The sequence below is a fragment of the Eisenbergiella porci genome (assembly GCF_009696275.1).
GTDB classification, from domain to species: Bacteria; Bacillota; Clostridia; order Lachnospirales; family Lachnospiraceae; genus Eisenbergiella; species Eisenbergiella porci.
In genome coordinates, this window is the sequence record NZ_VUMI01000068.1 from 1 (window position 1) to 17,874 (window position 17,874).

26 protein-coding genes and 2 pseudogenes are annotated in these 17,874 nt (G+C 53.1%); 3 read left to right on the plus strand and 25 right to left on the minus strand.

Annotation, left to right across the window (positions count from 1 at the left end; genetic code table 11):
- Positions 1-251: 251 nt before the first annotated feature.
- Positions 252-416: pseudogene (locus FYJ45_RS25740) on the minus strand (recombinase family protein); the annotation flags it as partial.
- 225 nt (positions 417-641) lie between these two features.
- Here FYJ45_RS25740 and FYJ45_RS25745 point away from each other — a divergent pair.
- Positions 642-842 carry a hypothetical protein gene (locus tag FYJ45_RS25745; RefSeq protein ID WP_002596235.1) on the plus strand — a complete coding sequence of 67 codons (201 nt, stop codon included), beginning with the start codon at positions 642-644 and terminating at the stop codon, positions 840-842.
- A gap of 64 nt (positions 843-906) precedes the next feature.
- Here FYJ45_RS25745 and FYJ45_RS25750 read toward each other — a convergent pair whose 3' ends face one another.
- From FYJ45_RS25750 to FYJ45_RS29890, 20 genes and pseudogenes are all read right to left on the minus strand, one after another.
- Positions 907-1,101, minus strand: coding sequence for a transposon-encoded TnpW family protein (locus FYJ45_RS25750; RefSeq protein ID WP_002596234.1), 195 nt, complete (start codon positions 1,099-1,101; stop codon positions 907-909).
- A 14-nt stretch (positions 1,102-1,115) separates the two neighbouring features.
- Positions 1,116-1,958 carry an ATP-binding protein gene (locus FYJ45_RS25755; RefSeq protein WP_002596233.1) on the minus strand — a complete coding sequence of 281 codons (843 nt, stop codon included), beginning with the start codon at positions 1,956-1,958 and terminating at the stop codon, positions 1,116-1,118.
- Positions 1,955-2,212, minus strand: coding sequence for a hypothetical protein (locus tag FYJ45_RS33445; protein WP_425293013.1), 258 nt, complete (start codon positions 2,210-2,212; stop codon positions 1,955-1,957). Before FYJ45_RS33445 ends, FYJ45_RS25755 begins: the two co-directional genes overlap by 4 nt.
- A gap of 29 nt (positions 2,213-2,241) precedes the next feature.
- The gene (locus tag FYJ45_RS33450; protein WP_425293012.1) at positions 2,242-2,703 is read right to left on the minus strand and encodes a replication initiator protein A; all 462 of its coding nucleotides are present in this window, start codon (positions 2,701-2,703) and stop codon (positions 2,242-2,244) included.
- A 72-nt stretch (positions 2,704-2,775) separates the two neighbouring features.
- Positions 2,776-3,162 (minus strand): cysteine-rich VLP domain-containing protein, encoded by a 387-nt coding sequence (locus FYJ45_RS25765; protein WP_002596231.1) that lies wholly within the window; start codon positions 3,160-3,162, stop codon positions 2,776-2,778.
- Positions 3,152-4,777: a relaxase/mobilization nuclease domain-containing protein gene (locus tag FYJ45_RS25770; RefSeq protein WP_128520744.1), complete on the minus strand. Its 1,626-nt coding sequence runs from the start codon at positions 4,775-4,777 to the stop codon at positions 3,152-3,154. Before FYJ45_RS25770 ends, FYJ45_RS25765 begins: the two co-directional genes overlap by 11 nt.
- The gene (locus FYJ45_RS25775; protein ID WP_002596229.1) at positions 4,749-5,147 is read right to left on the minus strand and encodes a plasmid mobilization protein; all 399 of its coding nucleotides are present in this window, start codon (positions 5,145-5,147) and stop codon (positions 4,749-4,751) included. The genes FYJ45_RS25770 and FYJ45_RS25775 overlap by 29 nt, the downstream gene beginning before the upstream one ends.
- A 497-nt stretch (positions 5,148-5,644) precedes the next feature.
- A complete protein-coding gene (locus FYJ45_RS25785) occupies positions 5,645-5,857 on the minus strand; it encodes a helix-turn-helix domain-containing protein (RefSeq protein WP_002586615.1) in 213 nt (70 codons plus the stop codon).
- Positions 5,850-6,272 (minus strand): sigma-70 RNA polymerase sigma factor region 4 domain-containing protein, encoded by a 423-nt coding sequence (locus tag FYJ45_RS25790; RefSeq protein WP_002586616.1) that lies wholly within the window; start codon positions 6,270-6,272, stop codon positions 5,850-5,852. The genes FYJ45_RS25785 and FYJ45_RS25790 overlap by 8 nt, the downstream gene beginning before the upstream one ends.
- A gap of 171 nt (positions 6,273-6,443) precedes the next feature.
- Positions 6,444-7,211 carry a class I SAM-dependent methyltransferase gene (locus FYJ45_RS25795; protein WP_002586626.1) on the minus strand — a complete coding sequence of 256 codons (768 nt, stop codon included), beginning with the start codon at positions 7,209-7,211 and terminating at the stop codon, positions 6,444-6,446.
- 50 nt (positions 7,212-7,261) lie between these two features.
- Complete coding sequence (gene tet(W) / locus FYJ45_RS25800) at positions 7,262-9,181, minus strand: tetracycline resistance ribosomal protection protein Tet(W) (protein WP_002586627.1); 1,920 nt, start codon at positions 9,179-9,181, stop codon at positions 7,262-7,264.
- A gap of 640 nt (positions 9,182-9,821) precedes the next feature.
- A complete protein-coding gene (locus FYJ45_RS25810; RefSeq protein WP_154467953.1) occupies positions 9,822-9,962 on the minus strand; it encodes a Maff2 family mobile element protein in 141 nt (46 codons plus the stop codon).
- Positions 9,963-10,010: 48 nt separating this feature from the next.
- Complete coding sequence (locus FYJ45_RS25815; RefSeq protein ID WP_074663243.1) at positions 10,011-10,217, minus strand: hypothetical protein; 207 nt, start codon at positions 10,215-10,217, stop codon at positions 10,011-10,013.
- Positions 10,218-10,319: 102 nt separating this feature from the next.
- Positions 10,320-11,156: pseudogene (locus FYJ45_RS25820) on the minus strand (VirD4-like conjugal transfer protein, CD1115 family); the annotation flags it as partial.
- 86 nt (positions 11,157-11,242) lie between these two features.
- Positions 11,243-11,608, minus strand: coding sequence for a hypothetical protein (locus FYJ45_RS25825; RefSeq protein WP_003509348.1), 366 nt, complete (start codon positions 11,606-11,608; stop codon positions 11,243-11,245).
- 78 nt (positions 11,609-11,686) lie between these two features.
- The gene (locus tag FYJ45_RS25830) at positions 11,687-11,878 is read right to left on the minus strand and encodes a transposon-encoded TnpW family protein (RefSeq protein WP_044911006.1); all 192 of its coding nucleotides are present in this window, start codon (positions 11,876-11,878) and stop codon (positions 11,687-11,689) included.
- A 43-nt stretch (positions 11,879-11,921) separates the two neighbouring features.
- Positions 11,922-12,785: an ATP-binding protein gene (locus tag FYJ45_RS25835; RefSeq protein ID WP_003509350.1), complete on the minus strand. Its 864-nt coding sequence runs from the start codon at positions 12,783-12,785 to the stop codon at positions 11,922-11,924.
- Positions 12,782-13,534, minus strand: a complete 753-nt coding sequence (locus tag FYJ45_RS25840) for a phage replisome organizer N-terminal domain-containing protein (RefSeq protein ID WP_055654269.1) — start codon at positions 13,532-13,534, stop codon at positions 12,782-12,784. The genes FYJ45_RS25835 and FYJ45_RS25840 overlap by 4 nt, the downstream gene beginning before the upstream one ends.
- Before the next feature lie 114 nt (positions 13,535-13,648).
- Positions 13,649-14,047, minus strand: coding sequence for a cysteine-rich VLP domain-containing protein (locus FYJ45_RS25845; RefSeq protein ID WP_009296692.1), 399 nt, complete (start codon positions 14,045-14,047; stop codon positions 13,649-13,651).
- Positions 14,028-14,204, minus strand: coding sequence for a hypothetical protein (locus FYJ45_RS29890; protein WP_009296691.1), 177 nt, complete (start codon positions 14,202-14,204; stop codon positions 14,028-14,030). The genes FYJ45_RS25845 and FYJ45_RS29890 overlap by 20 nt, the downstream gene beginning before the upstream one ends.
- Positions 14,205-14,310: 106 nt before the next feature.
- Between FYJ45_RS29890 and FYJ45_RS25850 the strand changes: the two genes are divergently transcribed.
- Positions 14,311-14,589 (plus strand): type II toxin-antitoxin system RelB/DinJ family antitoxin, encoded by a 279-nt coding sequence (locus FYJ45_RS25850; protein ID WP_003509354.1) that lies wholly within the window; start codon positions 14,311-14,313, stop codon positions 14,587-14,589.
- Positions 14,586-14,876 (plus strand): type II toxin-antitoxin system YafQ family toxin, encoded by a 291-nt coding sequence (locus tag FYJ45_RS25855; protein ID WP_003509355.1) that lies wholly within the window; start codon positions 14,586-14,588, stop codon positions 14,874-14,876. Before FYJ45_RS25850 ends, FYJ45_RS25855 begins: the two co-directional genes overlap by 4 nt.
- Positions 14,877-14,982: 106 nt before the next feature.
- On the opposite strand, the gene mobQ is transcribed toward FYJ45_RS25855, so the two are convergent.
- The 4 genes from mobQ to FYJ45_RS25875 all read right to left on the minus strand — a co-directional run bounded on the left by mobQ (position 14,983) and on the right by FYJ45_RS25875 (position 17,859).
- Positions 14,983-16,428 (minus strand): MobQ family relaxase, encoded by a 1,446-nt coding sequence (gene mobQ, locus FYJ45_RS25860; RefSeq protein WP_003509358.1) that lies wholly within the window; start codon positions 16,426-16,428, stop codon positions 14,983-14,985.
- A 187-nt stretch (positions 16,429-16,615) separates the two neighbouring features.
- Positions 16,616-16,906 carry a DUF3847 domain-containing protein gene (locus FYJ45_RS25865; protein ID WP_003509359.1) on the minus strand — a complete coding sequence of 97 codons (291 nt, stop codon included), beginning with the start codon at positions 16,904-16,906 and terminating at the stop codon, positions 16,616-16,618.
- Positions 16,907-16,934: 28 nt separating this feature from the next.
- Complete coding sequence (locus FYJ45_RS25870) at positions 16,935-17,396, minus strand: RNA polymerase sigma factor (protein ID WP_009296689.1); 462 nt, start codon at positions 17,394-17,396, stop codon at positions 16,935-16,937.
- 10 nt (positions 17,397-17,406) lie between these two features.
- Positions 17,407-17,859, minus strand: a complete 453-nt coding sequence (locus tag FYJ45_RS25875; RefSeq protein ID WP_003509363.1) for a sigma-24 — start codon at positions 17,857-17,859, stop codon at positions 17,407-17,409.
- Positions 17,860-17,874 lie beyond the last annotated feature (15 nt).

A 17,874-nucleotide genomic window follows, 5' to 3' on the forward strand; every position in this document is an offset into this window, starting at 1 on the left:
AATCGTGATGGATTATGAAAAGTAAATCAACCAAAGAATCCTTTATTTATAAGGTTTTCTATCGCCTACTTTGCATAATGTGTAGCTTTTCATAAGCCACGCCCCCTTTCTGGTTTGCCATCACGATTATCTTACACACGGTTTTCTCAACCTCCTGTTTCGTTGATTTTGCGCCCTTTTCTGGGCAAAAAAATACTTGGACTAAATTGCACTCCGTTGCTGGAGTTCTAATTTAGTCCAAGTATAACTGTATCATCGGTGTACCAGCGCAGATTGGTAAAGCCGTTCTGTTTTGCGTAGGTTTCGAGTATCCTTTTTTGGTTCGATATGGAATTACTCTCGCCTTGCAATTCATCCTCGTGGGACAATCTCGGATAAAGGGCGGTAATGAGGTTTTGGGTGGCTTGTCTTAACATAAAATCCTCCGTTTCCGACAGCCAGCCCCACTATTCCGTGGTTTCATTGTACCACGGAACGGCGGGGGCTGTACAGCGGCAAAAGCGTTAAATTTGCTTCTTTACAGCTTTTCAATTTTCCGATTTTTATGGTATGGGTTGTCGTCCCATATTTGCAGTAGAAAAGTTCATAACTCCGTGGTATACTCTGATTTAACAAAAAAATCAGAAGTTAAAGGAGAAAACATGAAGTATACAATAGATGAATTAACCGCGGCCAAAAGGCAAATTGATTCAACTCTGCACAAGCTAAGAGAAACAGTAAAAACATTTGAATCAAAGGATAATTCCGAGCGTTATAAATCACAAATCACATTGGCAAAGAGAAGAATAAAAGCCTTTGAAATTGCAAATTATTTTATAGAGAATGAGATTAAGAATTGCTAAAGCACTTCCGATTTTCGTTCCAGCGGTCATGCTCCCTGGCATGGCCGCTTTTCCATGCCCCGGTTCACGCCGGATAAGTCGGCTCCTGTGTAGCAGCGGCTTCCGCTTCCAGTACCCGCGCCATTTTGTCGGCGGCTGTGGTTGTGGTGTCTTTCTTGAAATAGCCGGACACGACAAGGACGGAATTGCCCATGCGGATTTCCGTCACACAGTCAGGGCGGCGGGTGGTGCGGGTGTCGTGCTGCTTGTTATCTGCCATAGGCAATACTCCTTTCAGTCGGTAATCAGTTTCTTCATGCTCTCCATTTTCCGCTTGGCGGTTTCCTGCCGGAAGTTGTCGCCGGTAAAGCGTACCGGGACGCACATGGAAAGCAGGCGGTCATAAATCCGGGAATGGGCGGTGTCCTCCGGGTTGTGCAGGTCGTCCAGCGTAAGGTTGGTCGTGACGATCAGCGGCTTGCCGCTGCGGTAACGGCTGTCAATCACATTGAACACCTGTTCCAGCCCGTATTCCGTCCCGCGTTCCATGCCGAAGTCGTCAAGGATCAGCAGCGGATAACGACAAAGGCGGGAAATGTACTCGTTGCGCCCCTCAAAGCTGGCGGCAAGGTCATTGAGGATAAGAGCAAAGTTCGTCATGCGGACGGGGATTTCTTTCTCCATGAGGGCGTTTGCGATACAGCCTGCAAGGTAGCTTTTGCCGGTGCCTACGCCGCCCCAGAACAGGCAGCCGATATTGTCTGTCCGCATATCTTCCCAATGCTCCACATACCGGCGGGCAAGCCCGGTCTGCGGGTTCCTGCCGTTGTCGTTCTCGAAAGTCCAGTCCCGCATGGTGGGGTCGGTAAAGCCCCGGCGTTTCAGTTCTTCCACGGTGTCAAGGTGTCTGCGCCGCTTTTCGGCGGCTTCCCGTTCCTCGCGGGCGGTTCTCTGGCAGTCGCACTCTGCCGGGTGGCGGTCGCGCCCGAAGATAGCGGCCTTATCCGGCGCAAAATAGGCTTCTTTCGGCTTGCGGCACTTGCCGCAGTACAGTAAACCGTCCTCGCCGGTGTAGTCCTCCGGCTCCGGGATGGTGGTCGTCATATTCTCCAAAACCGCGTTGATTTCATTCTTCATAAACTCTCGCCCTCCTTGCATGAGTAGTCTGGTATGCCCTTTTTAGGGGCTTCCTTTTTGTCGTTCCCCGCCCATATCCGCAGGGCGGCGGCATAGTTCTGGTAGCTTTTCCCGTTGGCGGCAAGGTAGCGGCTCATTTCCTCGATGAACCGTTCCAGCCTGTCAGGGTACTCTGCCTGCAACTCGTCGTATTCGGTCTGTGACAGAAAAATATTTCCATATCGGCCATAGGGCGCGGACGGCCCCCCACTCACTCCCTTTGTTTGGCTCTCTGTAAGGTTGTTTATAGTAGTTTGGTTAGGGGACGGTTTTCCGGCTCTATGAGGGGCGGACTTCCGGCCATCAGTTGGTCTGAAAACTGTACCTGTGGCACTGGCGGTACTTTGACATAAAGCCGGTTCGGTGCGGAGAAGCCGCCCCGTTCCCGTTCCAACAGCCCCGCCGTGTCCAGTTCATTAAGCGCCCCCTTGATGGTGGTGCTGCCTTTATCCAGTATTTCTGCTATCTCCGCGATGGGATAGATAATATAAATCCTGCCCTCGTCGTCCAGCCACTTGTTTTTCTGGGAGAGGGTGGAACGGTCTAACAGCAGCGAATACAGCAGCTTGGCGGTCTGTGAAATCTCCATTTTCAGCAGGAAACGGGGATACGGCAGATAGGCGGGCAGCCGCGTGTCTGCCCTGATATAATCAGCGATAGGATCACCTCCCTGTGTTCGGGTTGATTTTGGCGTATTGTCACGCATTAAAACGCCGTTTCCGGGGGAAAAGGATAAATGTATCGCGTACCCTTTGACACCCACGAAAAAAGCCTTGATTTATGCGGGTTTGAAAGGCTCTAAAGCGTGACATCTCTGCCTTTGTTTCCGCTTTCTCTCGGCGGCTTTGATTTTCTTCATGCGCCCGGCGCAGTCGGGGCAGTATTTTCCCCGGTTGGATTTGGGGACAAAGGCCGCCCCGCAGACGGCACACCGTTTCCGGCTTCCCCGGCACAAGAGGGCTGCGGCCAGCTCCCCGTCAAGGGGCAGGACAGCCACACGGAACCAGTGGCACATGAGGGAAAAGGAAATGCTCTGGACGCACACGCAAGGCTCCCCGTCGTCCAATAGCAGGCAGTTCCCCTCATCGTAGTTACAGCACTCATGTACCAGCCGCCGCGCCCGCCGGTGCTGGCGGTAGTCCATGTGGGGCAGGTTATCGCTCATGGCTCTGCTCCTTTCTGCGGTGCGGCTCGTCCCGGCGCAAAATCTGGTCGATGTTCCGCTTGACGGTCTGCAACTCCTTGAACCGCTGTTTCTGTTCGTGATAGGTGTTATACAGGCCGTCTTTCTCGGAGATAAGCTGCTCGATCTCGGCCTGCAACGCTTTCCGGGCGGGCAGCTTGGTAATGCCATGCGCCTTGAAATACCGGGCTGCTGCGTCGGCTATGATAAAATCGCTCTCATGGGCCTGCCGGTATGCGGCGCGGGCTTTCTCGGATTTCTGTGCCCGCAGCCCGTCGCGGGCGGCCTTGGTCTGGGCGTAGGCCAACACCTGCCGCTGCAACTTCTTTTTCCCTTGCAGCTTCGTTTCCAGTGCTTTCAGTTCGCCGCTGGTCTGGCGCATTTTCTGATAGGCGGTGTCAACGGCGGCTTCTAACTGCTCCGGGGAAGTAAAGCCGTATTGCTGGTAGACGGACAGCGTTTTGGCGGCCTGCTTCAGATTGTGTATCTTCGCCCAGCGTTCATAGCCCCGGCCTTTGCCCTCGGCCATTTTCTGCTCAATGTCCACAAGCCGCTGCACTCCGTCCTGTTTCGGGGCGGCTATCTCGGCTCTGGCAACCTGCAAGCGGTCTTTTATGGTGCGTGGGGGATCGGGGGATCTGGCTGGCGCTTCGGCTGCTCTGGCGGCGTTTTGCTCTAAAACGGCAAAGACAGCGGCGCGGTCAAAATCGTCGCCCAGCTTCCGGGCGGTAATTGGCTTTGTCCTGTCCGGCGTGAGGTAGGAAAGCCGCCCCCGGCTCTCCTTGACGGTCACACCCTCCTGCAGCAACAGAGAGGAAAACTCGTCAAAGCTGGCGGCGGTGGCAAGGGCTTTCCGTAGGGTCTGCCGCAGCTTCTCCTTGTTCGTTTCAAACTTGGTCTGCCGGGGCGCGATACTATCGGCAATCATGGGGGCGTTCTGCTTGTCCAGCGCGGCCTGTCCCTTTTTCTGCGCCCAATACTCCCGGTCGGTGACGCGGTTCTTGCTGCCGTTCAAGAGGTCGATTTGATAAAGCCCCTCCCGGTGGCACATCTCCATGACTTCGGATTTGAAGTAGCGCAGGGCAGCGTCGGTACATCGGTGCTTGCAGCCGACTTTCGTATCGGCCGGCCTGTCCATGTAGGGCAGGAACGGCACTTCCTCAATCCGCAGGCTGTTTATGACGATATGCACATGAATGTTGCCGCTGTGGTTATGCCCGTCCGGGTGGGTGCAGACAAGGGCCTGGTGGCCGGGAAAATGCTCTTTACAGAATTGTTCCCCCAACGCCTGCGCCCGGTCTACGGTCAGGCCGTTGTCCGGCCCGTCCCGCGGGTCAAAGCTGATGATGTAGTGGTGGCTTTTCACATCTTCCCGCCGCTGGTTTTTCTGATAGCGGAGATTGGCCCGCATACACGCAACGGCAAAATCCTCCCCGTCGCAGTTCAGCGTGGACAGCCGGTAGTCCTCGCGGGGGATAAGCCTGCCGGTTTCATCAAGGACGGGCTTCATGGTAAACTCGTCATGCTCAAAGAGAAGATATTGCTCGGCGGCTCCGTAGTCGGCGTTTTTAGAGTTGATATGCTTGAGTGTTGCCAACCGCGTCACCTACTTTCTTGAGGACTTCATACTTGAGGACGGCAAGGTCGGATATGGCGGCGCGTACCTCGCCGGAAAGGGTGTTGTAGGGTACGCCGTATTCGTTCAGATACCGGGCAATCTGATTGAGGTTGCCGCCGATCCTGCCGTACTCGGCTGTCAGCTTCCCGACAGCGGAAAGCAACTCGTCATTGACCGACGACACATGGACAACCGGGCGTATGGTCGCCCGCCGTATCGCCTGCCGGAGAAATTCGGACTGGCTGATACCATAGGGCGCAAGCCGCGCTGTGAAGTCGGCATACTCATCTTCGGACAGCCGGGTTTTCACAACGCGGCTGCGGTGGGGCGTGTTGTATTTCTTTCGCATGGTGTGACCTCCTTTCTCGCCCGTAAGGGCGCATGAGCAGGGTTTGGGGAAGGCACTCCCCAACAAGTTTCCCGCGAGGGGCAAAACTGCAGAATTGCGGATTTTGGCACCGTGGTAGAAACTTGCTCTCCGTGACTGCAAACTTTCTCTCACTTCCGTCCGCCACTTTTTTGGAAAACTGCAACCACAAAAGTTTGTTTCTCTTTTTCTGCTACTACTAATCCTGTAAAGGGCATTCCTGCCCGCTTTCGCTAAAATGACACCGGACGCAGTGGTTTCTACCCGGTGTTGGAGAAATCCTTTCTCTTTGCCCTCTACTACGGGTAAATGCTCCAAATGCCAAACACCAGGGCAGAAAAATTCCCTCCTCGCTTACTACTACAACCGGCAGGGGGCAAAATGGCCGGGAGCGGAGCCGGACAACAAAAAAAGCAGTAAATCTTTTTCAAGACTTACTGCTTTCGCTGGCCGCGTCGGTGGCGGCTGGTATTCAGTTTTTATGACTTGTCCGGTGGTTCGTCAAGCCGGAACTTGAATTGACAGTCAATTAACCGCTGCTTTACATAGTCCTCCACCTCGGCGTTGACCTGCCCGTTCACTTTTGAGAAATAGCGGATATATCCGGCGTAGTGGAGCAGGACAGCGTTCACGGCTTCTGGGTCGCCCTCACGGGCTTTGAGGATTGTTTCATAGGGGAGAAGTCTACTCATACCGGCTCACCCCCATTTCTTCGCGTAGCCGCTGCAAGGCAAGCTGGATATGCCGCCCCGCTGTGCTGCGTGACCGGCCAATACACGCGCCGATCACGCGCTGCGGCTGGCGCAGAAAGTAATAGCGCAGGATTTCTTCCCGCGTCTGCTCCGGCAAAACAGAGATCGCGTCGGCAAGGGCGGCGTTGCAGAGCAGGACGGTCTGACCGCAGACGGTAAATGGGTATTCCTCGTCCGGCTCCGACGCGGCAAACTGGACAAACTTCTCGTTCATCAGATAGTCAAGGGAAACTTGCCGTTCCCATTGCCGTTTAAGCTTCAAAATCTTGTCCAAGGCGGCACAGCGGATAACAGTCTTGCAAAAGGCGTTGTACCTGCGCTGGATATATTCTTGATAGGCTATCTGGTCGGTCATGGAAATTCCCCTTTCTGAATAATAGTGCGGGGCGGTGGCACTTCTTGCTGTCGCCCCTTGATTGCCTACCAGCAAAGGCGGGCGGGGCTGTCAACGGCTGCGCATATGCGCCGTTCATCTTGACCGTTGACTGGCTCGGCTGGGTTTGCTATTTACCCGACAAACTTGAATTTATTTTAAGCTATCACGTTTTACCTTCTTAAGCCTTACTATCATTACCATAGGAATTTCTTTGTTGGTTTTAAAACATTCTTCATAAAATCCATCAATGACAAATCCAGCTCTAAAACAAAGGTTAAAAATATCTTGTATGGAACGATGATAATAAATCTGCTCTTTCGGTTGCCCTTCAATCGCTATATCATAGTAACTGTGCGGTGTCATATATTTTTCAGTCAACGTGACAAAACAAGGGTGTTGCGTTGCAAAGACAAAAATTCCGCTTTCCTGCAACAGTTCATAAACAGCCATAAGAAGTGGTTCAATATCCGTAATATCCATAATTGCCATATTAGAAACTGCTTTCGTAAAGGCTCGATTTCTTTTTAATTCTAATATACTTTTTCTATCGGTCGCATCCGCCACACAAAATTCAATTTGTTTTGCATATTGTGATTGCCGTCTTTTAGCCAATTCTATCATTTTTTTGCTGTAATCAAAAGCGACAACCGAAGCGCCTCTTTGTGCAAGATACGAAGAATAATTTCCATTGCCACACGCAATATCCAAAATGTAATCCGCAGGATTAGGAGATAGAAGTTCCGTTACTTTGGGACGCACTACCTCTCTGTGAAATTCATTAGATTCGTCACCCATTGCATTATCCCAAAATTGTGCGTTCTCCTCCCAGATTTTTTTACTTTCCTCTGTTCCCATGTTCTCTCCCACTCCCCAAATTTGCTTTTTTGCTTCCATTAAATCTTCCTTACTATATTCCATTGTTACCCTCCATAACTTCTGATTGTTGCCGTCTTGACGATTATGTATCTTTACATTACCTTCTGAAACATATGGCGCACCTTGTCCAGGCGGCTGTTTGGACGGCGGGGCTGGATGACCGGCTGACCGACAGCGGCCTGATATCCTTTCAGCTCTGTAAGGCATACGCTCCGCCCGTTGGTGTAAAAGGCCAGATCAGTACGGTATGCCTGTATACAGCGGGCGGGAATCTCGCCAGTAAAGACAACTTCATCCTTTTTTACCTGGGCCGTTTCGATGGTGGCACAGTATTTCGGTGCATCATGATAAGCCCTGGAAAGGTATTCCTGGGGCGCATAGAGGATGAAGGAGAGATAAGGTTCCAGCAGCTGCGTCCCCGATTCCTTCAATGCCTGTTCCAATACAATCGGGGCCAATGAGCGGAAGTCCGCCGGCGTGCTGACCGGACTGTAATAAAGCCCGTATTCAAAGCAAATCTTACAGTCCGTTACGTTCCAGCCGAACAAGCCCTGCTCCAGCCCGTAACGGATACCATCCCTGACAGCGTTTTGAAAACTCTGGTTCAAGTATCCCAGCGAAACCCGGCTCTCGTATTGTACACCGGAGCCAAGCGAGAGTGGTGTAACAGACAGTCCTATGGATGCCCAAAACGGGTTGGGCGGCACCTCGATATGGATGGTGTGGCTGGCTGCTTTGAGCGGCCGCTCCATATAAATGACGGAGGGTTCCTTTACCACTGTTTCAAGCTTGTATTTTTCCGACAGCAAAGCGGAAACAACCTCCAACTGCACCCGGCCCAAAAAAGAAAGAATGATCTCATGGGTGATGGAATCCACTTCGCAACGCAAAAGCGGGTCAGTATCCGCAAGTTGCGTAAGAGCGTCCAGCAGCCGTTCTCTTTGCGCTGCCGTTTTCGGCGCAATCGTCGTCCGCAGCATGGGGAGGGGGTCCTCGCGCCACCTTTTACGAGGGAGCCGGGTTTGGTCCCCTAATACATCGTTTAACCTCACGCTGTCGCTGGGAAGGATAACAATTTCACCCTGATAAGCGGTGTCTGTCCGAACAATTTCCCCTTTGGATGGAATACGCATCTCTGTGATTTTCAGCTTTTCTCTCCCGGCCAGGGCCACCGTATCCCGCAGGCGCAGCGTTCCGCTGTATAACCGTAGATAGACACGCCGCTGGCCGCAATCGGTGTACTCAACCTTGAAAACGCTGCCGCATAGGGCGGCGCCCCCCTGTTCCCCAATCGGTTGGAACAGCCCTGTCACCGCATCCATCAACGGTTGAATGCCAAGGCCATTTTTGGCGCTGCCATGATAGACTGGGAACAGGGAGGCGTCTTGAACCCGCTGCTGTTCCTCCCGCGCAAGTTTTTCCCGGCTGATTGGTTCTCCTGCGATATACTTTTCCAATAATTCATCGTTATTTTCGATGACCGCATCCCATGCTTCTATGTCGGTATTTTCCTCCAGGACTATTTCCGGGGACAGCGACACCGTCTGCTTGATGATAATATCGGCGGAGAGCTTATCCCGAACAGACTGAACCACGCTCTGCAAATCAACGCCAGCCTGGTCGATCTTGTTGATAAAGATAACGGTGGGAATGTTCATTTTCCGCAGGGCATGGAACAGAATACGGGTCTGGGCCTGCACGCCATCTTTAGCGGAGATCACCAAGATGGCCCCATCTAAAACAGCCAAAGAGCGGTACACCTCCGCCAAAAAATCCATGTGGCCGGGCGTATCCACAATGTTAACTTTACATCTGTGCCACTGGAAGGAAGTGACTGCCGCTTGAATGGTAATCCCACGCTGCCGCTCCAAAAACATGGTGTCCGTCCTCGTTGTCCCTTTTTCGACGCTCCCCGGTTCTGAAATGGCTCCGCTGGCATATAGCAGGCTCTCCGTCAAGGTCGTCTTTCCAGCGTCTACATGGGCAAGAATTCCAATATTGATTATTTTCATGTGATTGTCCTCCCTTTACAGCCCCAAAGGGCATAAAAATCCCCAGCAGTAAAATACTTTTACCACTGGGGATTATAAGTTGCGGACATACACATATACAGCATACACCTGTTTGTGATTGCTGTTTTTGGGGATATGTCAAAATTGATAAGGCAAAAGTATTCTTAAATTGGGTACAAAAAACTAAGCCCCTACAAAAGGAGCTATCATAATCCTTTGTTCCCACTATTTGATTATAGTTTTATTTAAGAATACCTTGCCGCATATTTTTTACTCCTTTTCTGGATTAAATCATTGTATCACATCAGTTTTAGGAAAGCAAGTACCTAAAAGAAATTTTTCTTCCCCTTATATGTAACAATCATACCGGCTTCCTAGCGTTCAGAATGTTTTCTGCTGTCTGCTGTGGTGTTTGGTTGGAATTGTCCAACCAAAAGCCGATCCGTGGTGTTGTCTGCATTTTACTAAATACAAATTCAATGTATACAGAAAGATATAAGGAGTGGGAGGGATTCCGCCGTAGTTGGCATTGTAGGAAAATCCAAAAGTTTAGATTTTCCCACAATGCTTATCTTTTGGTCTTTGGTTCGGAATAGTGTAGTGCTGGCGGTCTATCTCTTGTTTTCGGTTGCTTGCTTCCTTACCGTACATGAGCATTGGCCGCAGGGTTATCAGAACCGTAACCTTCCATCAGGTTGATGACACCCCACACACCAAGACCAGCGCCCAGAGCAGTTACCAGAGTAGACATAGTAGAAACAGCAGTAGTAAAGAATTCCATAAAAGTTCTCCTTGAATTTGTAATATTGTTGTTGGTAGTTGAATTGGGTTATGAAGTTAAGGCTGACAGGGGCTGTGCCCGCACCGGCGGACGCAGATGCTTTGATGGCACACGCACCGTTTTGGCCTTTGGCTTTTGACAGCCCGTAGAAAGAATCGCGGAACGGTCAGCCGCCGTCCCGTAAAAACTGTGCTTTCCGCTCAGAGCCTGCACTAAGATTTCCAGCGTTCTGACCGCATCCGTGAAAAAGTCCATGTTTTCCTCCATCTCGTGAAATGACCGTTTTGCGGCTTGTTTTGGGCCAAAAAAGAAAAGGCCCCACCGATTTGAAAGCCCGTAAGGGCATCGGTGGAGCCTTTAAGCAGCCGCATCCGGCTGTGTGAGATCTCCGAGGTCGTAAACCTCAAATTCTTCTTCCGGCTTGACTTTGAGCCGGTGCTGTAAATACGCCTTAACGTCAAAGGTGTATTTGGGGTTGGCGTCTGCCGTGTATTTGTACTGGGGGTGTTTCGTCAGGTCATACTTCTTGGAGTAGAAGGGACGGACACCCTGTACCTGGACGATGCAGCGGCTTGACGGCATGACGGCCAGTTCGTCAACGCTCATCAGTTCCTTGCCCAGCTTCTGATAGTTCAGACCGTAGGTACGCTGGGCACCACGGGAATCGCTTTCATTCATGGTGTCTATGGTTTCTTTACCCAGAAGCCCGGACACCATCTTCAAACTGCTTTCCTCCTTTCCGCCCAGGAAAAGCATGGTCGAGCAGCAGCCCGCCACAGTTTCCGCATTGTCCTTATACATTCCTTTCAACTGGCTGTATGTCTGGAGGACGATATGGGCTGATATGTTTCTTGAACGGATAACGCTGACCAGATGCTCCCAGTTGGGGATTTTCTGGTTAGCGAACTCATCAAACAGGCAGGTCACATGGACAGGCAGCCTGCCGTGGTAGACTTTCAACGCTCGGTCACAGAGTACGTTGAACATCTGGCTATACATCATAGCGGAAATGAAATTGAAGGTCGGGTCAGTATCAGAAACCACCGCAAACAGGGCAGTTTTCTCGTCGCCCAGCTTCTCCAGTTCCAGCTCATCATAGGACATCATTTCCCGGACTGCGGCAATATCAAATGGAGCCAGTCTTGCGCCGCAGGAAATCAGGATAGATTTTAGGGTCTTGCCCGAAACGAGTTGTCAAGGACTTTTTAATCAAATTCACAAAAAAGCCACAAAAAAGTGCCAGAAGCACTTTCATGCTCCTGACACTCAGGCGGGTGGGGTTACTTTTCCCCGGCAAGGATTTTTTCGCAAACGGTCTGGTATTCCGGCAGCCGTTCAAGGAAGGGGTTCCAGCGCCGCTTTATCTCGGCCAGTTCCAGAGGGTCGGCGGTCTGTTCAGTGTGATCGTTGCCGGTCATCTGCAACACATCCATCGACACCTCGGAAAACAGCACTTCGGCAAGCTGGTCGGCGGTGTCAACGAGTATTTCTTCCTCGACATACCGCTTTTTTGTGCTGATTTTCAGCAGCAGATAGCCCAGCTTATCAGACCAGAGCCATTCCAGATAGGGGCTTTCCCGGATGTAGTCGGCAAACACCGCGTAAACCCTCTCAATCTCTTTCTTTTCCGTTTCTTCGTACAGCATTTTCATGTCCTCCTTGGCTAAAAGTTTTGGCGTGTACCATCATCAGTTTAACACAAGGCGGCTGGCTTTATCAGCCGGTCACATCTGCTGTATCTCGTTTTTGAGCATACGCTTGATTTTGTCGCTCATGGTTTCAGTGCTGGTCTGGCTGAAATGGACGCGCACCTTGTAGGTGGTCTTGCCGATTTTCTTTACCAGCGCGGGGGCGTCCTCCGGCGCTCTGGTAGTGGTGGTGTCTGCGGTCTGCATGGTACGGGTTTCTTCGCTCATGGCGCTCCTTTCTCCGGGCGGGGCTGTGCCGTCCGGCACAAAATTACTCATGCTTACGGTTTACAATGTCTTTCGCCGCCTGCTTGGTGGCCCCGGCGTTTTCCTCCCGGAAGTTTTTCCCGGCAAAGAGGATCGGGGCGCACCGTTCCAGGATACGGTCATAGATACGAGCGTGGGCCAGGTCAGGCGGGTTTTTGAGTTCGGCCAGCTTCAGGTTGGTGGTGATGATCATGGGCCTGCGGCTGCGGTAGCGGCTGTCAATGACGAAAAACATCTGCTCCATCGCATACTCGGTACTGCGCTCCACACCCAAATCGTCAATGATAAGCAGGTCGTACTCGTCAAAGCTGGCGATAAAGTCGGCCCTGTCCTCGGAAAACATTCCCGTCAGACGGTTCAGGATGGTGGGAAAGTTCGTCATCAGCACCGGCACATCCCGGTCAAGCAGGGCGTTGGCGATACAACCGGCGAAAAAGGACTTGCCAGTTCCCACATCCCCAAACAGAAGCAGGCCGGTGTTGTTCCTGTATGCCTCCTTCCAGTTTTCCACGTAGGCGCGGGCCTTGTCCATCAGAGGATTTTGGCCGTTGTCGTTGGCAAAGGTGTAGTCGTACAGATAGCGGTCTTGCAGGCCCTGGGCCTTCCGGCGATTGATGCGCTCCATGCGGCGCTGCCGTTCCTCGGCGGCCTTGCGCTGTTCCTCGGCCTCCCGCTGACACTGGCAGATACAGCGGGGCATGAAGTAGCCGGGTTTCCCAAAGCATGGCACAACGGTCTGCCTCTGGCCGCCGCACTTTTTACAGTGAATGAGGCCGTCTGCCGGGTCTATGTACTCGTCCCCGGCCAGTTCCATACCGGCGGCTGCCTTGTCGATCAGCGCCCGGATTTCTGCGGTAATCTCCATCATACGGTTTCATCCTCCTTTACGCTGTAATAACGGTTGCGGATGGGCGGGGCTGCTTTCTTCGCGTCCTCACCGGCCCAGCGCCGGATGGTGGCGGCATGGCTCTGATACCGCTTGCCGGTAGAAGCCATGTACTCGGACAGCTTTTCGATGTACTGGCCCCATACGGTGGGAAAGCTGGCCTGCAAGTCTGCCAGTTCCTCGTCCGTCAGGAAAACATTCTGGTAACGGCCATAGGCGCGGGCGCTCTCACTCTCTCTATTCTCTATACTCTTATCTCTAATATCTAATCTCTTATCTCTAATCTCTGGTGGACAAATGTCCCCCTGGCTATATGGTGGACAAATGTCCGCCCCGCCGGATGGGAGCAGTTTTTGACGCTTCAATCGCATACGCTCTTTCTTTTTCCGTTCCCCCTCGGTAGAGGATTGGCCGATCAGCAGTTGGATGTCGGCCATGTAGTAGGCCCCATCGGTCAAAATCTCCACAAGGCCAAATTCAAGGAACACCTTCAAGGCCCGTTCCACCGTCCCCACCTGATGGCGGGTAAAGGTGGCGATGGTCTGGGGCGTGTGGGGCAGATGGTCATTGAGCATGAGGATACCGCCGCTTTTGAGTGACATGAGGTACATTTTCAGCAGCAGATTGGAGTACAGCAGGCCATCCTGCATACTCTCCAAAATAACCATCGTTTCGCTGTTGTAGAAGTTTTCTTTCAGCTTGAGGTAGTAATATTTTCGATTGTCTGACATAGGCTTCCTCCTTGGGGTTTATTTCAGGGGTCTGTATGCCTTTAGAGGGCCGTTTTGGGGGCCAGAGGATAAATCTATCAGGCCCCCAGCGACACCCTCGAAAAAAGCCTTGATTTACAAGGGGTTTTCAGCCCCTAAAGCGTGACATTTCGCCCTTTGTTTCCGCTTGCGCTGGGCGGCCTTGATACGCTTCATGCGTCCGGCACATTCCGGGCAGTATTTGGCCCGGTTGGAGCCGGGGGTGAACAGCGCCCCGCAGACGGCGCACCGTTTGGCGTCCAGGCGGTGGAACAGGGCCGTTTCCAGTTCTCTGTCCAGCGGCAGCACCGCCGCCCGGAACCACCGGCACAACAGGGAGTAGGAAATGGACTGGACGCAGACACATTCCTCCCCATCATCCAGCGCGATACAGTGGCCGCCGTCATAGTTGCAGCACTCATGTACCAGCCGCCGCGCTCTGCGGTACTGGCGGTAGTCCATGACGGGGACGGGTTCAGGCTTGCTTTTTTTCATGCTGGCACTTCCCACACCCGCCGCAGTTGCCGCAGCCCTGGCAGGCATGGGCCTCCGGCTCCGGGCCGGTGGGCGCGTCTGCCGATTCCGGCTGCAAGAGGGCAAGGGGCAGGCGGATATTCAGGTGGATAGTGACGGGCAAAATAATTTGCTTCATACAGTGACCTCCTTCAATGAATTTACTGTTAAATATTCGTGCAAAGTATTGTTTTCTTCGTGCAAATGGCATATACTAAAAGTACCAGCAGAAAGGGGTTGATGATATGGCTGGAAATACCACAAACATCAGCATCCGCATGGACGCGGATTTGAAGGCACAGGCCGACGCCCTGTTTGCGGAACTCGGCATGAATTTATCCACGGCGTTCAACATCTTCGTGCGCCAGTCGCTTCGTGAGGGCGGCATTCCCTTTGAGGTGAAGCTGGAACAGCCCAACAAGGAAACGATTGCTGCCATGCTGGAAGCGGAAAGGATTGCAAAAGACCCGTCTGTAAAGGGATACAATGACCTTGACGAGTTGTTTGCCGACCTGAAAAAATGAGGAAAACAAAGTACACCGTCAAGTACACGACCGCTTTCAAAAAGGACTACAAGCGGGCAATCAAGCGCGGCCTGAAAATCGAATTGCTGGAACAGGTCGTGGCGCTGCTGTCGATGGGCGAACCGCTGCCGGATAAAAACCGCGATCACGATTTGTCCGGCGATTGGGTGGGCCATCGGGAATGTCACATTCTCCCGGACTGGCTGCTCATTTACCGTATCGAGGATGATGTGCTGGTGCTGACGCTTGCCCGCACCGGGTCGCACAGCGACTTGTTCGGCAAATAAACCATCTGCCGCCGTATGGGGAAACCTGTACGGCGGTTTTTCTGTGTGCAAAAGGGTGTCGTGAAACGCGACGCACCTGAAAGGGGTCGGCAAAGCGCCGTACCCTTTACCGCTCCGGCCCCCGGTCGCGGGGCTTGTCCCGTTCCTGCCGGGCCAGTTGGTCGGCGGCCTTGCGGAGCCGTTCCACAGCTTTTAGCTCCTCCCGCATAGCTTTCATGTCGATGCTGTCCACCTGTTTCTGGGCGGTCAACAGGTCGATCTCACGCCGCCATTCCTTCGGGGTGATTTCCTCGCCGCTGGCTTTCAGTTCTTTCAGATACCGGGCCGCCGCGTCATAGAGGATCAGTTCTCGGCTGTGGCGCTGCTCGAACAGTTCCCGCTTCTCCGGCTTCACCTTGGCAAACTGCTTATGGACAGTCTTGTACTTGTTGTACTGCGCCCACATCTCCCCGCGCTCGGTGAGGACAGCGATCCGGCGCTCGGCCTTAACGATTTTTCCCCGCAGGTCATAGTAGCGGGTGTTCATATCTGCTATTTTTTCATGGAGCTGCTGCATGGACTGGATGCCGTTTGCCTGCAAAAAGCTGAACAGGGCGGCGCTCTCCTGCAAAGCTCGGATTTTGCCGGTGCGGGTGTCAGGCTGCTTGAGCTGCTGCTGGGCCTCCCACAAGTCAATCATGCTGGGCTGCTGGCCCTCCGGCTTTTCGGCTTCTGCCTTAGACCAGTTGTAAAGGCGGGTAATGCGGGCCTTGATTTCCTTGAGCAGCTTGTTGTCGGCGGCGATCTGTCGGTTTACTTCTCCCTTGTCGGTGCGGATACCGCGCTTCTCCATCTGGCTGGCCGCTGGCCCCAGGTGGACAGAGGGGATTTTATCAATGCCCTGTCGCTTGTAGCTGCGGTGGTCTACCAGGGCAGGCTGACCGGCTGCCTCCAATGCCCGGTTGGTATAAGCCGCCCATGCTGCTCGCCAAATCTCCACATTCCCTTTGTCGTTCCAGTCGGTGGTGTCCTCCCGGTGGTTCTTCCAGCCGCCTCTCTCGTCCGGGATGCGCTGGCCGTTTTCGTCCAGGTCGTATGCCTTGCGGCACTTCGCGCCCCATGCGCCGTTTTCTTTTAAGGGCCGGACGGTCAGCATGATATGGACATGGGGGTTGCCGGTTCCCTTGTCATGGATGGCAAAATCAGCGCACATCCCCTTGTCCACAAAGTTGTCCTTCACATAGGCCCGGACAAGGGCAAGCTGCTGTTCCCTGGACAGTTCGCGGGGCAAAGCCGCCTCGATCTCGCGGGCAAGCTGGCTGTCCCTGGCTTTCTCGATCTGCTCCACACTGTTCCAGAGGGTGGAGCGGTCTGCAAACTCTGGCGGGGCGTGTGCGGGCAGCATGATTTCCGCATGGACAACGCCGCCCTTCCGGGTGTAATCATGGGTCAGGCCGTCCCATTCATTCGTCAGTTTTGTTCCGCTTCGGTAGGCGGCTGCGGCAACAGCGGAACGGCCCTCGCTGCGCTTGATGATACTGACGGGAATATGGCAAAAATCTATGGGTGGCACCTCCTTTCGGCGGGGATATTTCAGGCTCCGTGGAGCCGAACAAACGCGAAGCGGGTGTCTGGCTGCGCGGGGCGCACAAGGGGTTTGGGGAGTGTAGCGCCCCATCGCGGACGAAGTACGCAACAGCCCCCGGCAGGGCGCACGACACCGGCAACGGTGTATAAGTGCGCCCTTGTAAACAAGGGACTTATGGCGTGTCCCCGGATTTTGGCAGGTTTGCAGTCAATTCCGCAGCCCCCGGAAGATGGGACAGGGCAATCAGAAATGTTTTGACCTCCGCGCCGGAAAGGTCGGGAGCCAACGGGAAAATCCCCTCCAAAACGGCTCCACGCTCAATCAGGCGGCGGGTACGAACCCTGCGTTCTTCGTTCCGCTGCTTGTTCTCCAAAATCTTCTTTCGGTTTTCAAGCTGCCGAATCTCCTTCAGGACTTTCTCCCGTTCTTCTTTTTGGGGGTGGGCTGTATTTTTTTCGTTCATGTCATGCACCTCTTTTCTTTGGAAACGCTCATAGATTGACCGTCCATTTCTGTCGAGCAAAGTACCGGCGCAGTCTCCGCAGTGCGGCATGGATGGATTTTCCCGCCTGTGATGGCGTGATACCCTCCATTGCGGCAATATCTTTCACTTTCATACCCAGCATATAGCGGGCGTGAACACGGCGAGCCTGCATAGGCGGCAGGGAGGAAATGGCTTCATACAATCGCCGTATCAGTTCTTCGTATTCGGCTAATTCTTCTTTTTCTATCAGGTAGTCCTCCGGCGATGGCTGCGCCCAGCCGATGGCGGCATTTTCGATTCCATCGTTACAATCGAGGGAATAAAACGCCTTATACCGGAACATCTTGCGATCTCTGGCGGCCTCGGCTCTCTTGTCCAGAAGAAACGCTTCGACGATCTCATCGGACACCTCCACAAAAATGTCCTCTTTGCAAAATGGATAATATTGTTTGAGATTGATGGTCTGCATAGGCATGCCCTCACTCTGTTTGGAAAAGGCCATCATAGCAGCGGCGCATATTCCGCAGACCCCGGCGGATGGCAACGCTAACCTTGCTGCTGTGGACGCCCTCTATCCGAGAGATTTCCGGCTGCTTGATACCAGCAATGTAATAGGCGTGAACACGGCGGGCCTGTGTCGGAGTGGCATGAGCCAGAGCCACCGGCAGAGCTGCAATCAGGTATAGGCGGGTGGTCATTTCTTCTCGTTCCAGCAAAATATCTTCCGGCGATTTGCTGTGTTCCAGTGCGTAATTTTCCAGCCAGCTGTATGCGTCCAGAGAGTAGTAGGCGCGGTGGTAGACTTTCCGACGCTCATAGTTCTCCATCTCCCGCTTGGCCTGATACATCGCTGCCCATACCTCGTCCGTAACATCCACAAACTCGTCATGCCGGTAGTGGGGATACATCCACCGCAGATTGATTGTTTTCATAGGCTTACCTCCTGA